Origin of the sequence: Streptomyces zaomyceticus (assembly GCF_014656215.1) — a bacterium.
Taxonomy (GTDB): Bacteria; Actinomycetota; Actinomycetes; order Streptomycetales; family Streptomycetaceae; genus Streptomyces; species Streptomyces zaomyceticus.
In genome coordinates this window covers 16,899-32,733 of the sequence record NZ_BNBZ01000034.1, presented here as the reverse complement: position 1 = coordinate 32,733, position 15,835 = coordinate 16,899, and the positions used below count along the sequence as shown (strand labels likewise).

Below are 15,835 nucleotides of genomic sequence, written 5' to 3'. Positions count from 1 at the left end.
CGGGCCCCTCCCCCGAGTCGTGACGCGTCAGTCGTCGCCCTGCAGGATCGACAGCAGACGCAGCATCTCCAGGTAGATCCACACCAGGGTCATGGTGAGACCGAAGGCGGCCAGCCAGGCCTCCTCGCGCGGCGCACCGTAGGTGACGCCGTCCTCGACCTGCTTGAAGTCGAGGGCGAGGAAGCAGGCGCCCAGGATGATGCCGATGACACCGAAGAGGATGCCGAGGCCACCGCTGCGGAAGCCGAGGCCGTCACCGCCGGCGAACACCGCGAACAGCAGGTTGGTCACCATGAGGAGCATGAAGCCCATCGCGGCGGCCATCACGAAGCCGTAGAAGCGGCGGTTGACCCGGATCCAGCCCATCTTGTAGGCGATCAGGACACCGGCGAAGACCGCCATCGTGCCCAGGACCGCCTGGATGACCACACCGTCGGCGATGTACGTCGAGACGGCGGCCGAGATCACTCCGAGGAAGACACCCTCGAAGGCCGCGTAGCCGAGGATCAGCGCCGGCGAGGGCTTGCGCTTGAAGGACTGCACGAGCGACAGCACCAGGGCGACCAGGGCGGCGCCGATGGCGATGCCGTAGGACTTGCCCAGGTTGGCGGGGTCGACCGGCAGCAGCAGCCAGGACAGGACGGCGGTGAGCACGACCGTGCCGAGCGTCATGGCCGTACGGCTCACGACGTCGTCGATGGTCATCACATTGCCGCGGGCCTGCTGCGGGGCGCCGAGCTGCGTGTCCTGCGGGGCGTACGGGTTGGTGGCGTACGGGTTCGTCGCACCCTCGGCATACGGGTTGCCGGTGGCGTACGGGTTGGTTCCAACGGCGGGGCCCCCGGCCTGCGGCTGCTGGCCGTTGAAGCCCGCGGTGCCGTTGTCGCGGCTGAACCCCCGTCGCGAGAAGACCGGGTTGCTGCTCCTCATCTCACTCCTCCATGGCGTGCCGCATGTGCGCGGCCTCGCGTCAAGAGTAATGCGTAGGCAAAAGAAACTCTCTAGTGCTCGGGGAGGATCTTTTCCCGTAAGTTTTCGATCTTCGCAGCCCACCCGCCCGTCGGTGACGCCGGCGGGGAAGGGGCGCGAGGGGACCGGAGGGCTTCGCCGGGCCGCAGGCGTCACACCTGGGGCCCGGTGGTGCCCGGAACCGGACTCGAACCGGTACGGCCCGAAGGCCAGCGAGGTTTAAGCTCGCCGTGTCTGCATTCCACCATCCGGGCGTCGCGAAGCTCCGCGTTGGCACATGAGCCTATCCGGACGCTTCCCTCGTTCAGCGGAACACCGCTCCGATGTTGTCTTATTTTATTGACGCCTGAGGGTGTGTCAGTGCAGGTCGGAGCCGTTTCGCCGAACTGTGACAGGGGTCGCAGGCGCAAAGCCGCACCCCCTGGAATGACGAAAAGTCGCCGCACTTCTGTCACGTCGGCGTGAAGCCGTCTCTCGGGGGCGCCGTCATACCTCAGGAGGAGAGTCGGGACCCCCGGTCCGACTCGAGACTGCCCCGGGAACGGGCATGTGGGCGGACGACCCGAGCCATAACGCTCGACACGATGGAGGGGTTCCCACAGAAGCCCCGCAGTGACAGGAGTCCCCCGTGACCACCACCCCCACCGTGTCCCGCACCACCGCGGTGGCAGCCCGCGCCACCGACCTCTCCAAGGTCTACGGCCAGGGCGAGACCCAGGTGGTCGCGCTCGACCACGTCAGCGTCGACTTCCGCCAGGGCGAGTTCACCGCGATCATGGGCCCCTCCGGCTCCGGCAAGTCGACGCTCATGCACTGCGTCGCCGGCCTGGACTCCTTCTCCTCCGGCTCCGTGCGGATCGGCGAGACCGAGCTCTCCACCCTGAAGGACAAGCAGCTCACCCAGCTGCGACGGGACAAGATCGGCTTCATCTTCCAGGCCTTCAACCTGCTGCCGACCCTGACGGCCCTGGAGAACATCACGCTCCCCATGGACATCGCCGGCCGCAAGGCCGACAAGCAGTGGGTCCAGCAGGTCATCGACATGCTCGGGCTCTCCGCCCGGCTCAGCCACCGCCCCACCGAGCTCTCCGGCGGCCAGCAGCAGCGCGTGGCCGTGGCCCGCGCCCTGGCCTCCCGCCCCGAGATCATCTTCGGCGACGAGCCCACCGGAAACCTGGACTCCCGCTCCGGCGCCGAGGTCCTCGGCTTCCTCCGCAACTCGGTCCGCGAGCTCGGCCAGACCGTCGTCATGGTCACCCACGACCCGGTCGCCGCCTCCTACGCGGACCGCGTGATCTTCCTCGCCGACGGCCGGGTCGTCGACGAGATGCTGCACCCGACGGCGGACGGCGTGCTCGACCGCATGAAGGCCTTCGACGCCAAGGGCCGTACGAGCTGACGCCGTAGCGCAGCCCCGCCCCTCCCGCCGTCCCTCCTCCTCCAGGACACACCCATGTTCCGTACCGCCCTGCGCAACGTGCTCGCGCACAAGGCGAGACTGCTGATGACCGTCCTCGCCGTGATGCTCGGCGTGGCCTTCGTCTCCGGCACCCTCGTCTTCACCGACACCCTCTCCAACGCCTTCCGCGGCCAGTCGGCGAAGAGCTACGACGACGTCGCCGTCGCCGTCGAGATGTACCCGTCCGCCGAGGAGGCCCGGAAGACCCCCGGCCTCTCCCAGCAGGTCGTGGACAAGGTCGCGAAGCTCGACGGGGTCGCCTCCGTCGGCCCCCGCGTCGACGGCTTCGCCGGCGTCCCCGACAAGGACGGCAAGCTCATCGGCGTCGGCTGGTCCAACAAGGGCACCAACTTCGCCCCCGGCAAGGACGGCAAGGACCGCGCGTACACCTTCACCGCCGGCAACGGCCCGGCCTCGGCCGGGCAGATCGCGCTCGACAAGGACACCGCGGACAAGGGCGGCTACAAGGTCGGCGACACCGTCCGCGTCGCCACCAACGCCCCGGTGAAGGAGTACGAGCTCTCCGGCGTCTTCACCACCGAGGACGGCGCCGTCAACGCCGGCGGCAGCCTGGTCGTCTTCGACACCTCCGTCGCGCAGAAGCTCTACCTGAAGCCCGGCTACTTCCAGAACCTGACCGTCACCGCCACCCCCGGCGCCGACGCGGACAAGCTCCGCGACGAGGTCCTCAAGGTCGTCCCGAAGGCCGCCACCGCCCAGACCGGCGCCGACCTCGCCGAGCAGCAGGCCAAGGACATCGAGGCGGGCCTCGGCGCGCTCAACCAGGTCCTGCTCGGCTTCGCCGGCATCGCGCTCTTCGTCGGCATCTTCCTGATCTCCAACACCTTCACCATGCTGGTCGCGCAGCGCACCAAGGAACTGGCGCTGATGCGCGCCGTCGGCGCCTCGCGCAAGCAGATCACCCGCTCCGTCCTCGCCGAGGCCGGTCTGGTCGGCCTGCTCGCCTCGGCGGTCGGCTACGTGCTCGGCATCGGCCTGGCGGTCGGACTCCGGTCGGCCATGAACGCCTTCGACCTGAAGATCCCGGCCGGCGACCTCGTCCTCGAAGGCACCCCGGTCCTCATCGCCTTCACCGTCGGTGTGCTGATCACGATGCTCGCCGCCTGGCTGCCCGGCCGCCGCGCCGCGAAGATCCCGCCGGTCGCCGCCATGAGCAGCGTCCACGCCACCCAGAGCACCAAGTCGCTCGTCGTACGGAACTCCATCGGTGCCGCGATCACCGCCCTCGGTGCCGTGCTCATCGTGCTCGGCGCCGGCCAGGGCGGCGACGACGGCCGCATGCTCATCGCGGGCGGCGCGTTCCTCACCCTCATCGGTGTGATCGTGCTGATCCCGTTCCTGTCCCGGCCCGTGATCGCCGTGATCCGCCCGTTCTTCGTGAAGGTCTTCGGGGTCTCCGGCAAGCTCGCCGGACTGAACGCGGTCCGCAACCCGCGCCGCACCGGCGCCACGGCCTCCGCGCTCGCCATCGGCCTGACCCTGGTCACCGGCCTCTCGGTGCTCGGCGCCACGGTCGGCGCGGCCCTGGACAAGATGACGACGGACCAGATCAAGGCCGACTACATGGTCTCCATGGCCAGCGGCACCGCCCTCAGCAAGGAGGCCCTGACGGCCCTGGAGAAGACCCCGGGCGTCACAGCGGTCTCCCCGCAGCAGAACGGCGCCTTCGAGCTCAAGGGCTCGTTCGTCTCGGCCTCCGGCGTCACCCCCGGCGACATCGAGAAGGTCCTCAAGCTCGACGTCGTGAGCGGCTCGATGGCCTCCCTCAACCAGGGCAGGATCGCCGTCGACGACAAGACCGCCGCCAAGCGCGGCCTGAAGGTCGGCGACACCGTCCCCGTCGAGTGGCTCGACAAGCAGAAGGGCAAGCTGACCGTCGGCGCGGTCTACAAGGGCAGCGAGTTCGTCTCGCCGGTCCTGATCGACACCGAGCTGGTCAGCGCGCACGACGACCAGGCGGGCATCCAGCAGATCTTCGTCTCGACGGAGGGCGGCCCGAGCGCGGCCCACGAGAAGGCCCTGTCGAAGGCCATGGGTGACAACCCGGCGATCACGGTGATGGACCAGAAGGACATCCGTGACCTCTTCGGCGGCCAGATCAACATGCTCCTGAACATCGTCTACGGTCTGCTCGCGATGGCCCTGGTGATCGCGGTCCTCGGTGTGGTCAACACCCTGGCGATGTCCGTCTTCGAGCGTCAGCAGGAGATCGGCATGCTGCGGGCGATCGGCCTCGACCGGCGCCGGGTGAAGCGGATGGTCCGTCTGGAGGCCGTGGTCATCTCGGTGTTCGGCGCGGTCGTCGGCATCGGCCTCGGATCCTTCCTCGGCTGGGCGATCGGCGAGACCTTCAAGAACAGCCTGCCGGGCTACGCCCTGGTCCTGCCCTGGGACCGGATCGGGGTCTTCCTGGTCCTGGCCGCCCTGGTCGGCGTCCTCGCCTCCCTGTGGCCGGCCCGGAGCGCGGCGAAGCTGAACATGCTCGCCGCCATCAAGACCGAGTAGCACAGCGGTCGTCCGCCGAAGGGCCGGTCCCCCACCACGGGGCCCGGCCCTTCGGCGTACGTCAGGCCTTCTCGTTCCAGACCCGCGGCCGCAGCGCCGTGCCGCTCCTGCCCGACACCGGGGTCTTCACGGCGAGGAACTGGTTCACGCCGATCCGGTTGCGCTCGAAGGAGACCGCGGAGGCCGCCATGTAGAGCCGCCAGATCCTGGCCCTGCCGGGCGAGACGAGCCGTACGGCCCGGTCCCAGTCCCGCTCCAGGTTGGCGACCCAGCGGCGCAGGGTGAGGGCGTAGTGCTCGCGGATCGCCTCGACGTCCCTGACCTCGAAGCCGGCGTCCTCCAGGGTGCTCAGGGTGCGGCCCATGGGGGCGAGTTCGCCGTCGGGGAAGACGTACGCGTCGATGAAGGCGTCCACCTCGTAGGCCTCCTCGTCGGGCTCGGGACGCCGGGAGATCTGGTGGTTGAGGAGCCGTCCGCCGGGCTTGAGGAGCCCGTACAGGATGTCGGCGTACTCCCGGTACCGGACGGCGCCGACGTGCTCGGCCATGCCGATGGAGGAGATCGCGTCGTACGGGCCGTCCGTGACGTCCCGGTAGTCCTGGACGCGGATCTCGACCCGGTCGGTCAGGCCCTCCTCGGCGATCCGCTTGCGGGCGTACGCGGCCTGCTCGCGGGAGAGGGTGATGCCGACGACCCTGGCTCCGTACTCACGGGCGGCGTGGAGGGCCATGGAGCCCCATCCGCAGCCGACGTCGAGGAGCCGGTCGCCCTCCCGGAGGTTCAGTTTGCGGGCGATGAGGTCCAGCTTGTCGCGCTGGGCGTCCTCCAGGGTGGCCTCGGGTCCCCCGGAGGCCCAGTACGCGCACGAGTAGACCATCGAGGGGCCGAGGACCAGCTCGTAGAAGTCGTTGCCCACGTCGTAGTGGTGACTGATCGCCCGTTTGTCGCGGCGCCGGGTGTGCCGGCCGCCGCCGCGGCCGCGCATCTCCTCGGCCGGCGGCTGCGGGGGCGGCAGCGGGCCGGCGATCCGCAGCAGGGCGGCCGCGGCGGCGCGGAGCCTGGGGTCGCGCGCGGACTCCAGCAGGCTCCTGGTGTCCTCCCCGCGCTCCCAGAGCAGGCCCGAGATCGCGTCCAGGAGCTCGTACAGGTCTCCCTCGACATCGAGTTCCCCGGCCACCCAGGCGCGGGCCAGGCCCAGTTCGCCGGGCTTCCAGATCATCCTCCGCAGGGCGCGGCGGTCGCGGACGACCAGGACGGGGCCCGAACTGCTCACGCCGGGGGGCGCGGCCTCACTGCCGTCCCAGGCTCGCAGTCGGACCGGGAGCGGTCCGCCGAGGAGTTCCTCGGCGAGTGTCGTCAGCCGCGACGCGGCGTCGGCCATGGTGCACACCTCCGTGATCTCGTGCCCCAGAAATGCTCGTCACCAAGGGAACACCGTCCGTAGGCGTTTCCAGTCCCACCACAGCGCAACAAGTCGGCAAAACACGCGAAGGGCCGTCCGCACCACGGATGGCGGACGGCCCTTTTACGGCCTTGCGTGTACTGCGGGTACTACGGGTGCTGCGGGTACTGCGGGTACTGCGGGTGCTGCTTAGGAGGCCTTGGCCTTCTCCTGCGCCGGGGCGGCCGGCGCGGGGGCGGGCTTGGCCGCCTCGTAGAACTCCTCGCGCGGCGTCTCCATGGCACCCAGGGAGACGACCTCGCGCTTGAGGAACATCGCGAGGGTCCAGTCGGCGAAGACGCGGATCTTGCGGTTCCAGGTCGGCATCGCCATGCCGTGGTAGCCACGGTGCATGTACCAGGCGAGACGGCCCTTGAGCTTGATCTTCACCTTGCCCATGACGATCATCGCGACGCCCTTGTGCAGACCGAGGCCGGCCACGGCGCCCTTGTTGGCGTGGCTGTACTCCTTCTGCGGGAAGCCGCGCATCCCGGCCACCACGTTGTCGCCGAGGACCTTGGCCTGGCGCAGCGCGTGCTGGGCGTTCGGCGGGCACCAGGCGTTCGGGTTGCCCGCCTTGCGGCCGACCATGTCCGGGACCTGGGCGTTGTCGCCCGCGGCCCAGGCGTAGTCGAGGCCGTTGATCTGGAGCTTCTCGTTGCAGTCCACGTGGCCGCGGGGGCCGAGCGGCAGACCGAAGCGGGAGAGCGCCGGGTTCGGCTTCACGCCGGCGGTCCACACGATCGTGTTGGAGTCGACCTCGAGGCCGTTCTTCAGCACGACGTGGCCGTCGACGCAGGAGTCCATGGAGGTCTCGAGGTAGATCTCGATCCCGCGGCTCTCCAGGTGCTCCTTGCCGTACTGGCCGAGCTTGGGGCCGACCTCGGGAAGGATCTTGTCGGCCGCGTCGACCAGGACGAAGCGCATGTCCTCGCGCGACACGTTCTGGTAGTACTTCGCGGCGTCACGGGCCAGGTCCTCGACCTCGCCGATGGTCTCCGCGCCGGCGAAGCCGCCGCCCACGAAGACGAAGGTCAGCGCCTTGCGGCGGACCTCCTCGTCGGTGGTCGAGTCGGCCTTGTCGAGCTGCTCGAGGACGTGGTTGCGCAGGCCGATGGCCTCCTCGATGCCCTTCATGCCGATGCCCTGCTCGGCGAGGCCGGGGATCGGGAAGGTCCGGGAGACGGCGCCCATCGCGATGACGAGGAAGTCGAAGGGCAGCTCGTACGCCTCGCCGACGAGCGGCGCGATCGTGGCGACCTTGCGGTCCTGGTCGATGGTGGTGACCCGGCCGGTGAGCACCTCGGCTCCGCGCACGACGCGTCGCAGCGGGACGACGACGTGGCGCGGCGAGATGCTGCCGGCGGCGGCTTCGGGGAGGAAGGGCTGGTAGGTCATGTACGACCGCGGGTCGACGACCGTGACGGTCGCCTCCGCGTAGCGCATCTTCTTGAGGATGCGCCGAGCTGCGTACAGGCCTACGTACCCGCCGCCTACTACGAGGATCCTGGGACGCTCCGTGGTGCTCATGAGATCGAGTATCCACCCCTCCCGAGGGGGGTGCTCGTGCGCCCCTTCACAAGGTCTCCGGGCACCTCTGCTACACTCCGCCGCCCACGTGATCCATGTCATGGTGCTGCAAAGGAACCGGGGTGCGGGGGCGAACGTTGTTCACCCCTTGTGAACTGGCCCGGAGAGCCTCCGTTAACCCCGAACCGGAGTGCCCGTTCACACGATGGAAACATCGAGCGAATCGGCCTCCGCGCCTGCGAAAGGGCCCCGGGGCACCCCCCGAAGGGCCTAAAGACCCCCTTCGAGCGCCACCAGGGCCCTTTTCCTTGTGAAGAACTTCACGAACTTTCCCGACGGCACGTCGTCAGGAGGCTCGATAGCTGCCCGCTATGCCACGGATAGGGCGATCCCATCGAGGATGTCGTGCTCGCTGACGACGACCTCGTGGGCTCCGACCCGCTCCACGATCTCGCGCAGGACGAGCGCCCCGGCGATGATCACATCGACCCGGCCGGGGTGGATGACGGGTATCGCGGCCCGCTCGGCGTGGGTGGAGGCGAGCAGCCGCTCGGTCACCTCGGCGACCTGGGCGGCGGAGATCCGGGCGTGGTGGATCTTCTCGGAGTCGTACTCGGGGAGCCCGAGGGCCATCGCGGCGACCGTGGTGACCGAGCCGGCGAGCCCGACGAGGGTCTCCGCGGTGTCGATCGGCACGGTCTCGGCGGCCAGGTCGAGCGCGGCCCGGACGTCGGCGCGGATCGCGTCGGCCTCCTCGGCGGTCGGCGGGTCGTGCCGGACGTGCCGCTCGGTGAGCCGGACGCAGCCGATGTCCACGGAACGGGCGGCCTCGACGTCCTTGTTGCCGGTGACGAACTCGGTGGAGCCGCCGCCGATGTCCACGACGAGACGGGTCTCGGTGCCGTGCAGCTCGCCGGTGGCGCCGGTGAAGGAGAACGCGGCCTCCTGGTCGCCGGTGATGACCTCGGGCTCGACGCCGAGGATCTCCACGACCCCGTTCACGAACTCCTCCCGGTTCTCGGCGTCGCGGGAGGCGGAGGTGGCGACGAAGCGGAGCTTCTCGGCACCCAGCTCCTCGATCACCTCGGCGTACGCGCGGCAGGCGGCGAAGGTCCGCTCCAGGGCCTCGGGGGCGAGCCGGCCCGTGCTGTCGACGCCCTGCCCGAGCCGGACGATCGTCATCCGCCGGTCCAGCTCGACGAGCTCGCCCGTCTCGGGGTGCACATCGGCGACGAGGAGCCGGATGGAGTTCGTGCCGCAGTCGATTCCGGCGACCCGGGTCATTCCGCGGACTCCTTCTCTTCCTTGTCCGCGCACGGGGTGACACAGGCGCCCTTCGCCCACCACTCCGGCAGCATCGCGAGCGCCTCGTCGCCGAACGGGTTCACACCCGGGCCCGCGACCAGCGAGTGGCCGACGAGGACGTGCAGGCACTTCACCCGGTCCGGCATGCCGCCGGCGCTCGGGAAGCCCTCCAGGACCTCGATCGCGTCACGGCGGGCGATGTAGTCCTCGTGCGCGGCCCGGTAGGCGGCGGCGAGCTCCGGGTCGGTGGCGAGCCGGGCCTGCATCTCCTTCATGACACCGTTGGCCTCCAGGGTGCCGATGGCCGAGGCCGCCCGGGGGCAGGTCAGGTAGTACGTGGTCGGGAACGGCGTGCCGTCGGGGAGCCGGGGTGCGGTCTCGACGACGTCCGGCTGCCCGCACGGGCAGCGGTGCGCGATGGCGCGCAGGCCGCGGGGCGGCCGGCCGAGCTGCAGCTCGAAGGCGGCGATGTCCGTCTCGGTGGGCTCGGTGCGTGCGGTCTGCGGAGGGGACGTTTCCATGTCTGCCTTGATCGTGTGTCGGGGCCACCAGGAGGCCGGGTCAGGGGCGGTCGGCGTGGTCGACGCCGTCCCAGAGGTTGTCGTACCAGGGGCGGTCCGCCGCACCCTGGTCGCCGCGGTGCCGTTGCTCCGCGTCGGGGTCGTTCACGGTGAAGCCGGTCTCGCCGGGCAGCACGTAGTGGAGGTGCTCTCGGGCGAGGCGGCGGACGTAGGCCGGGTCCTGGAGCCGGGCCTTCTCGTCCTTCAGTTCCTCGACCCGCCGGGCGGCCTCGGTGGCCTTGCGCTCCTGCTCGGCGATCTCGCCCTGCTGGGAGACATAGCTCCGCATGGGGTAGGCGAGCGCCACGACGAGGGAGCAGACGACCAGGGCGAGGAAGGCCGCGCGGCCGGTGAGCCGGGAGCGGCGGGCCTGGCGGCGGGTCTGGGAGCGGTAGACACGGGCGGCGGTCTGCTCGCCGAGCAGTCTGATCCGGGTCGCGGTGGAGAACCGGTCCCGGTCCTTCGCGGCCATGTCGTGTCGCCTCCCCTGTTCACGCGGACGTCCCCGCACACGGTACGGGACCGAGTGCGGGGACGGACGGAACTACCGGGTGCGACGCTGTCAGCCCTTGAAGCGCGGGAAGGCGCTGCGGCCGGCGTAGACCGCGGCGTCGTCGAGGATCTCCTCGATGCGCAGCAGCTGGTTGTACTTGGCGACGCGGTCCGAGCGGGCCGGGGCGCCGGTCTTGATCTGACCGCAGTTCACGGCGACGGCGAGGTCGGCGATGGTGACGTCCTCGGTCTCGCCGGAGCGGTGGGACATCATGCACTTGAAGCCGTTGCGCTGGGCGAGCTCGACGGCGTCGAGGGTCTCGGTCAGCGAGCCGATCTGGTTGACCTTGACCAGGAGGGCGTTCGCGGTGCCCTCCTCGATGCCGCGGGCCAGACGCTCCGGGTTGGTGACGAAGAGGTCGTCGCCGACGATCTGGACCTTGGCGCCCAGCTTGTCGGTGAGGACCTTCCAGCCCGCCCAGTCGTCCTCGAACAGCGGGTCCTCGATGGAGACCATCGGGTACGCGGAGACGAGCTCCTCGTAGTACTCGGTCATCTCGGCCGCCGAGCGGGACTTGCCCTCGAACTCGTACTTGCCGTCCTTGTAGAACTCGGACGCGGCGACGTCGAGCGCGAGCGCCACGTCGCTGCCCGGGGTGTAGCCGGCCTCCTTGATGGCCTCGACGATGAGGTCCAGGGCGGCGCGGTTCGACTCCAGGTTCGGGGCGAAGCCGCCCTCGTCGCCGAGGCCGGTGGAGAGGCCCTTGCGCTTCAGCACGCCCTTGAGCGTGTGGTAGATCTCCGCACCCCAGCGAAGGGCCTCGGAGAAGGACTCCGCGCCGATCGGGGCGATCATGAACTCCTGGATGTCCACGTTGGAGTCGGCGTGCGACCCGCCGTTGAGGATGTTCATCATCGGAACGGGCAGCAGGTGCGCGTTCGGGCCGCCGAGGTAGCGGAAGAGCGGCAGGTCCGAGGCCTCGGAGGCGGCGTGGGCCACGGCGAGCGAGACGCCGAGGATGGCGTTGGCGCCGAGCGAGCCCTTGTTCTCGGTGGCGTCCAGGTCGAACATCGCCTGGTCGATCAGGCGCTGCTCGGTGGCGTCGTAACCGACGAGCTCCGGGCCGATCTGCTCGATGACGGCGAGGACGGCCTTCTCGACACCCTTGCCCAGGTAGCGGTTGGGGTCACCGTCGCGAAGCTCGATGGCCTCGAACGCACCGGTGGAGGCGCCGGACGGAACAGCAGCACGACCGGTGCTGCCGTCGTCGAGGCCGACCTCGACCTCGACCGTGGGGTTGCCTCGGGAGTCCAGGATTTCCCGGGCTACGACGACGTCGATGGACGGCACGAGCATCTCCTTTTTGGGATGTGACGCTGGATGTGACGCATGGCCGGTGCAGGGTCGATCGGCCTTGCGACAAGAGCCTAACCGGCGCGGGGGCTCCGGCCAGCCGGGCGCCCGCCCCCTGGGACGAAAAAGGACCCAAGGGCACGCATCTGGGGACGAAGGACCCCAGATCTACTGGACGGTAACCACGGAGTCCTCCCGAAACGGGGGCCGGGGCCCGCCCGGCGCGGGTGGACGGAGGCCGCCCGGCGCGGGTGGACGGAGGCCTCCCGACGCGGATGGACGAAGGCCTCCCGACGCGGATGGACGAAGGCCGCCCGACGCGGATGGACGAAGGCCGCCCGGCGCGGAGGGGCGGAGCCCGCCCCCGGAAACGGGGAACCCCGGCCCGGCGCGCACGGGGGAAGGGCGCGCCGGGTCGGGGTGGTCACCGCGGGAGGGTCGGAGGGATCGCGGGAGCCGCCGGACTCACGCGAACCGCCGGGCTCACTTCAGGTGAAGCTGCTGGCCCGGGTAGATGAGGTCGGCGTCCTCGACGACGCCCTTGTTCAGCTCGAAGAGCTTGGCCCAGCCGCCCTTGACGCCGTGCGCCTGGGCGATCTTGCCGAGGGTGTCGCCGGCGACGACCTTGTACTCGCCGTCACCCTTCTTCACCGTCTTGCCCGTGGGGGTGGTGACGGTCTTCTTGGCGGCGACCTTGGGCGCCTGCTCGGCCTTCTTCGGGGCCTGGCGCTGCTCGCTGCGGGTGGTCGGCTGCTCGGCCTTCCGCTCGGGGGCGCTCGGCTTCGGCGCGCTCTCGGCGGCGCCGCCGTCGTAGGAGGCGCCGGAGAGGCCCACGCCACAGGACGGCCAGGCGCCCTTGCCCTGGCCCGCGAGGACCTTCTCGGCGATGGCGATCTGCTGGGACTTCGACGCCTGGTTGGCGGTCGCGGCGTAGGCGGTGCCGCCGTACGCGGCCCAGGTGGAGGCCGAGAACTGCAGGCCGCCGTAGTAGCCGTTGCCCGTGTTGATCGACCAGTTGCCGCCGGACTCGCACTGGGCGACGCGGTCCCACTCGGAGGCCGTGGCGGCCGAGGCGGTGCCCGCGGTCATCAGCGGGGCGGCCACGGCGACACCGGTGACGCCGACGAGCGTGACGACCTGGGTGGCCTTGGAGGGACGGCGGTGTTTGCCCTTACCGGAAAACAGCATGGAGATTCTCCTCACCGACGCCTGTGAGGTGAGCTGTCGGGTTCGGGCCGGAAGAGTTGCCCGGCCGCGTGTCCTAGCACGCGGCTTCACCCCAAGCCGATCGTCGGCCGTCTGTCTCAACGGCCGGAACCGGCACTTACCTTGGGTCCCCCACTCCTGCCTTCGGCGCTTGCGCGACGACTGTTCCCATCGGCCGACGGCAGGATTCGGCGTTTCGGTCGACGGGGCCCGCGGTGGCGAGCGGTGATGACCGTAGACACAGACCCACCGGAAGTTCAAAGAGGCGTATTGCGGAAATTTCGCCCCTACTTGCCTTCCGGCGGGGTGTGTTTGTGCAGGTGAGAGGTGACGGAAGCAAAGTTTGCGGACGTGACACGCCAGTTGGGGCGAAGAGACCCATGTCTCACTTGCCCATAACCGGACATTCAATCCCGAATCACTCGGCCTTCGTGAGCGAACCGTCCGTCAGGTCGAGGCTCTGACCAGGGAGGATGAGGTCCGGGTCGACTCCGACGGTCTGGCGGTTGGCGTCGTAGAGCGCGGTCCAGCCGCCGGGGAGTTCGTTCTGCTGTGCAATGTCGGACAGGCTGTCGCCCGGCTGCACGGTGTAGGGGCCCGAGTTGCCCTGACTGTCCGTTGCGTCCGAATTCTTCGCCTCGTCAGCCACCGGCGTGACGTCGGGGGTTTCCGCGAGCTTGCCCTTGCCCGAGGCATGTCTACCGGATTCGGTAGAGCTGTCCGTCTTGCCGGATTCCTCCGGAGCTGCGTCACCCCGGTGCTTGCCGGTGCCGGGCGTGGCCGACGTCGCGTCACCTTCCGGCGTACCGGGCGTAAGGGACGTATCGGGCGTGGTCGGGGTGGTCGGCGCCGACGGGTCGAGCGAGTCGGACGGGTTCGTCGGCGCGGTGGGGCTCACCGGGGCCGTCGGCGAGACGGGTGCGGTCGGCGAGACGGGCGTGGCGGGCGCGGTCGGCGAGACCGGCCCCGTGGCCTTCTGCGCGGCCTCGGTGGGGCTCGCGGGGCTCTTGGGGCCCTTGGAGGCCTCGGAGACGCCCGTGTTCCAGCTCGACTCGGGGACCGCGGTCGCGGGGGTCGTGGGAACGGAGGTCGGGCCGGGGTCCACCCCGGTGGACTTCCCGTCGTTCGCCAGGCCGGCGATCGGCGCGCAGGTGGCCCACTCGGTGCTGCCCTTGGCAAGGGCCTTCTCGGCCACCGCGATCTGCTGGGCGCGGCTCGCCAGGTCGGGGCTGGGGGCGTAGGCAAGGCCGCCGTTGCGCTCCCAGCTGTCCTGGGTGAACTGGAGACCGCCGTACATGCCGTTGCCGAAGTTGGCGCTCCACTGACCGCCGGACTCGCACTCGGCGACGCGGTCCCAAGTGGCTGCGTCGGCGGCGGACGCGGATCCGGTGGCGAGCAGAGGCAGCGCCATGGCGGATCCGGTCACGCCCGCGGCGACGACGATGGCGGGGGCCTGACGGGGGCGACGGTGTCGTCCGTTCCCGGAACGCATAGGAGCGCCTTTCGCGTGACGGCTGAGACTGCGGCGAAACGTAGCCGCATTCGAACACTCATCACAAGTCGATGGACCCACGATCACGCGAAGATCACATTTCTGATGGCTCGTCAGCTCAAGGGAGCCTCAAAAGAGCCGTACGGAAGGTGTGAACTCCACCGGAAGCGTGCGCAATCCACGCATGATGAGCCCTCCGCGCCACCGCAGTTCGGCCGGATCGGCGGCAAGTCGCAGGTCCGGCAGGCGAGTCAGCAGAGTGGCCAGCGCGGTCTGTCCCTCCAGGCGCGCGAGCGGCGCGCCCAGGCAGTAGTGGATGCCGTGCCCGTACCCGAGATGCTGGTTGTCGCGCCGGGCGAGATCGAGGGTGTCCGGCCCGTCGAACCGCTCCGGGTCCCGGTCGGCGGCGGCGAGCACCACGAGCACCGGGTCCCCGGCCGGGACCTCCTGACCGCCGATGACGAGCGACTCGGTCGCGTACCGCCAGGTGGCCATCTCCACGGGCCCGTCGTACCGCAGCAGCTCCTCGATACCGGTCTCCAGGAGCCCGGTCTCCCCCGCCGCGATCGAGCCCTGGAGCCGCTCGCGCTGCCCGGGGTGGCGCAGCAGCTGGTACATCCCGTTGCCGATGAGGTTGACGGTGGTCTCGAAGCCCGCGAAGAGAAGGATGAAGGCCATCGCCGCGGCCTCGTTCTCGGTGAGGTACTCGCCGTGGTCGGAGGCCTTGATCAGCCCCGAGATCAGGTCGTCTCCGGGCTCCTCGCGCTTGCGGTGGATCAGCTCGGCGAGATAGCCGCGCATCTTCTTGACCGACCGCGCGACCCCGCCACGCGGTCCGCCGCCGTGCCGGATCATCATCCCGGCCCAGTCGCGGAAGTCGTCCTGGTCCTCCTCGGGCACGCCGAGCAGGTCGCAGATGGCGTAGATGGGCAGCGGGAAGGCGAACTCGTGGATGAGGTCCGCGCTCCCCTTCTCCACGAAGGAGTCGATGAGCCGGTCGGTCAGCTCCTGCACGCGCGGGGCGAACTCGGCAACCCGGCGCGGGGTGAAGGCCTTCGAGACGAGCCGGCGCAGCCGGGTGTGGTCCGGCGGGTCGATGTTGAGCAGATGCGTCATCAGCTCGGCCTTGCGCTCGCCCGGAATGCCCGTCTTGCCCTTGGCGTGCGGGGACTCGTCGTGGTGCGCCGGGTTCTTGGAGAGCCGCTGGTCGGCAAGCGCTTGCCTGGCGTCCGCGTACCGCGTCACGAGCCAGGCCTCGACCCCGCTGGGCAGCGTCGTCCGGTGGACGGGCGCGTGCTCCCGGAGCCAGGCGTACGCGGGGTACGGATCACTCGCGAACTCCCAGGTGAAGAGCTCGGGAGCGGACTCGGGAGAGGGGCCGGAACCGGTGCCCGGAGGAACCTCGGAGGTGGGTTCGGAGGCGGGTCCGGAAGCGGGTCCGGAGGCGGGCTCGGAGGCGGGGCAGGTGCCGGGGGCGGTGCTCACCCCCCGACCGTACAGG

General features: G+C 70.0%; 12 protein-coding genes, 1 tRNA gene and 1 riboswitch. Of the genes, 2 read left to right on the top strand and 11 right to left on the bottom strand.

The genetic code is table 11. From position 1 onward, the window contains the following. Positions 1 to 27: 27 nt before the first annotated feature. Both IE311_RS30800 and IE311_RS30795 read right to left on the bottom strand, forming a co-directional pair. Positions 28 to 930: a Bax inhibitor-1/YccA family protein gene (locus IE311_RS30800; protein WP_055599391.1), complete on the bottom strand. Its 903-nt coding sequence runs from the start codon at positions 928 to 930 to the stop codon at positions 28 to 30. Between the two features lie 208 nt (positions 931 to 1,138). Next, positions 1,139 to 1,223, bottom strand: a tRNA-Leu gene (locus IE311_RS30795). A gap of 374 nt (positions 1,224 to 1,597) precedes the next feature. Here IE311_RS30795 and IE311_RS30790 point away from each other — a divergent pair. Further along, positions 1,598 to 2,368, top strand: a complete 771-nt coding sequence (locus IE311_RS30790) for an ABC transporter ATP-binding protein (protein ID WP_189835135.1) — start codon at positions 1,598 to 1,600, stop codon at positions 2,366 to 2,368. 54 nt (positions 2,369 to 2,422) lie between these two features. Continuing rightward, positions 2,423 to 4,954 (top strand): ABC transporter permease, encoded by a 2,532-nt coding sequence (locus tag IE311_RS30785; RefSeq protein WP_189835134.1) that lies wholly within the window; start codon positions 2,423 to 2,425, stop codon positions 4,952 to 4,954. 61 nt (positions 4,955 to 5,015) lie between these two features. Here IE311_RS30785 and IE311_RS30780 read toward each other — a convergent pair whose 3' ends face one another. The 9 genes from IE311_RS30780 to IE311_RS30740 form a co-directional block, all read right to left on the bottom strand. Continuing rightward, positions 5,016 to 6,335, bottom strand: a complete 1,320-nt coding sequence (locus tag IE311_RS30780) for an SAM-dependent methyltransferase (RefSeq protein WP_189835133.1) — start codon at positions 6,333 to 6,335, stop codon at positions 5,016 to 5,018. Between the two features lie 210 nt (positions 6,336 to 6,545). Further along, the gene (locus IE311_RS30775; RefSeq protein ID WP_189835132.1) at positions 6,546 to 7,925 is read right to left on the bottom strand and encodes an NAD(P)/FAD-dependent oxidoreductase; all 1,380 of its coding nucleotides are present in this window, start codon (positions 7,923 to 7,925) and stop codon (positions 6,546 to 6,548) included. A gap of 369 nt (positions 7,926 to 8,294) precedes the next feature. Next, positions 8,295 to 9,209, bottom strand: a complete 915-nt coding sequence (locus IE311_RS30770) for a Ppx/GppA phosphatase family protein (RefSeq protein WP_189835131.1) — start codon at positions 9,207 to 9,209, stop codon at positions 8,295 to 8,297. Beyond that, positions 9,206 to 9,751, bottom strand: coding sequence for a DUF501 domain-containing protein (locus IE311_RS30765; RefSeq protein WP_189835130.1), 546 nt, complete (start codon positions 9,749 to 9,751; stop codon positions 9,206 to 9,208). The genes IE311_RS30770 and IE311_RS30765 overlap by 4 nt, the downstream gene beginning before the upstream one ends. Before the next feature lie 40 nt (positions 9,752 to 9,791). Further along, positions 9,792 to 10,262 (bottom strand): FtsB family cell division protein, encoded by a 471-nt coding sequence (locus IE311_RS30760; RefSeq protein WP_189835129.1) that lies wholly within the window; start codon positions 10,260 to 10,262, stop codon positions 9,792 to 9,794. A gap of 90 nt (positions 10,263 to 10,352) precedes the next feature. Next, complete coding sequence (gene eno / locus IE311_RS30755) at positions 10,353 to 11,639, bottom strand: phosphopyruvate hydratase (RefSeq protein WP_189835128.1); 1,287 nt, start codon at positions 11,637 to 11,639, stop codon at positions 10,353 to 10,355. 480 nt (positions 11,640 to 12,119) lie between these two features. Then, positions 12,120 to 12,824, bottom strand: a complete 705-nt coding sequence (locus IE311_RS30750) for a LysM peptidoglycan-binding domain-containing protein (RefSeq protein WP_189835127.1) — start codon at positions 12,822 to 12,824, stop codon at positions 12,120 to 12,122. A gap of 3 nt (positions 12,825 to 12,827) precedes the next feature. Further along, a riboswitch (cyclic di-AMP (ydaO/yuaA leader) is annotated at positions 12,828 to 13,002 on the bottom strand. A 258-nt stretch (positions 13,003 to 13,260) separates the two neighbouring features. Next, positions 13,261 to 14,334 carry a LysM peptidoglycan-binding domain-containing protein gene (locus tag IE311_RS30745; protein WP_189835126.1) on the bottom strand — a complete coding sequence of 358 codons (1,074 nt, stop codon included), beginning with the start codon at positions 14,332 to 14,334 and terminating at the stop codon, positions 13,261 to 13,263. Between the two features lie 129 nt (positions 14,335 to 14,463). Continuing rightward, the gene (locus tag IE311_RS30740; protein WP_189835125.1) at positions 14,464 to 15,819 is read right to left on the bottom strand and encodes a cytochrome P450 family protein; all 1,356 of its coding nucleotides are present in this window, start codon (positions 15,817 to 15,819) and stop codon (positions 14,464 to 14,466) included. Between the last annotated feature and the right edge of the window lie 16 nt (positions 15,820 to 15,835).

Excerpts from the sequence above, each read along its gene's own strand:
- eno (WP_189835128.1), bottom strand. The coding sequence starts at position 11,639 with ATGCTCGTGCCGTCCATCGACGTCGTCGTAGCCCGGGAAATCCTGGAC.
- IE311_RS30765 (WP_189835130.1), bottom strand. The coding sequence starts at position 9,751 with ATGGAAACGTCCCCTCCGCAGACCGCACGCACCGAGCCCACCGAGACG.
- IE311_RS30745 (WP_189835126.1), bottom strand. The coding sequence starts at position 14,334 with ATGCGTTCCGGGAACGGACGACACCGTCGCCCCCGTCAGGCCCCCGCC.
- IE311_RS30750 (WP_189835127.1), bottom strand. The coding sequence starts at position 12,824 with ATGCTGTTTTCCGGTAAGGGCAAACACCGCCGTCCCTCCAAGGCCACC.
- IE311_RS30780 (WP_189835133.1), bottom strand. The coding sequence starts at position 6,335 with ATGGCCGACGCCGCGTCGCGGCTGACGACACTCGCCGAGGAACTCCTC.
- IE311_RS30760 (WP_189835129.1), bottom strand. The coding sequence starts at position 10,262 with ATGGCCGCGAAGGACCGGGACCGGTTCTCCACCGCGACCCGGATCAGA.
- IE311_RS30800 (WP_055599391.1), bottom strand. The coding sequence starts at position 930 with ATGAGGAGCAGCAACCCGGTCTTCTCGCGACGGGGGTTCAGCCGCGAC.
- IE311_RS30785 (WP_189835134.1), top strand. The coding sequence starts at position 2,423 with ATGTTCCGTACCGCCCTGCGCAACGTGCTCGCGCACAAGGCGAGACTG.
- IE311_RS30770 (WP_189835131.1), bottom strand. The coding sequence starts at position 9,209 with ATGACCCGGGTCGCCGGAATCGACTGCGGCACGAACTCCATCCGGCTC.
- IE311_RS30775 (WP_189835132.1), bottom strand. The coding sequence starts at position 7,925 with ATGAGCACCACGGAGCGTCCCAGGATCCTCGTAGTAGGCGGCGGGTAC.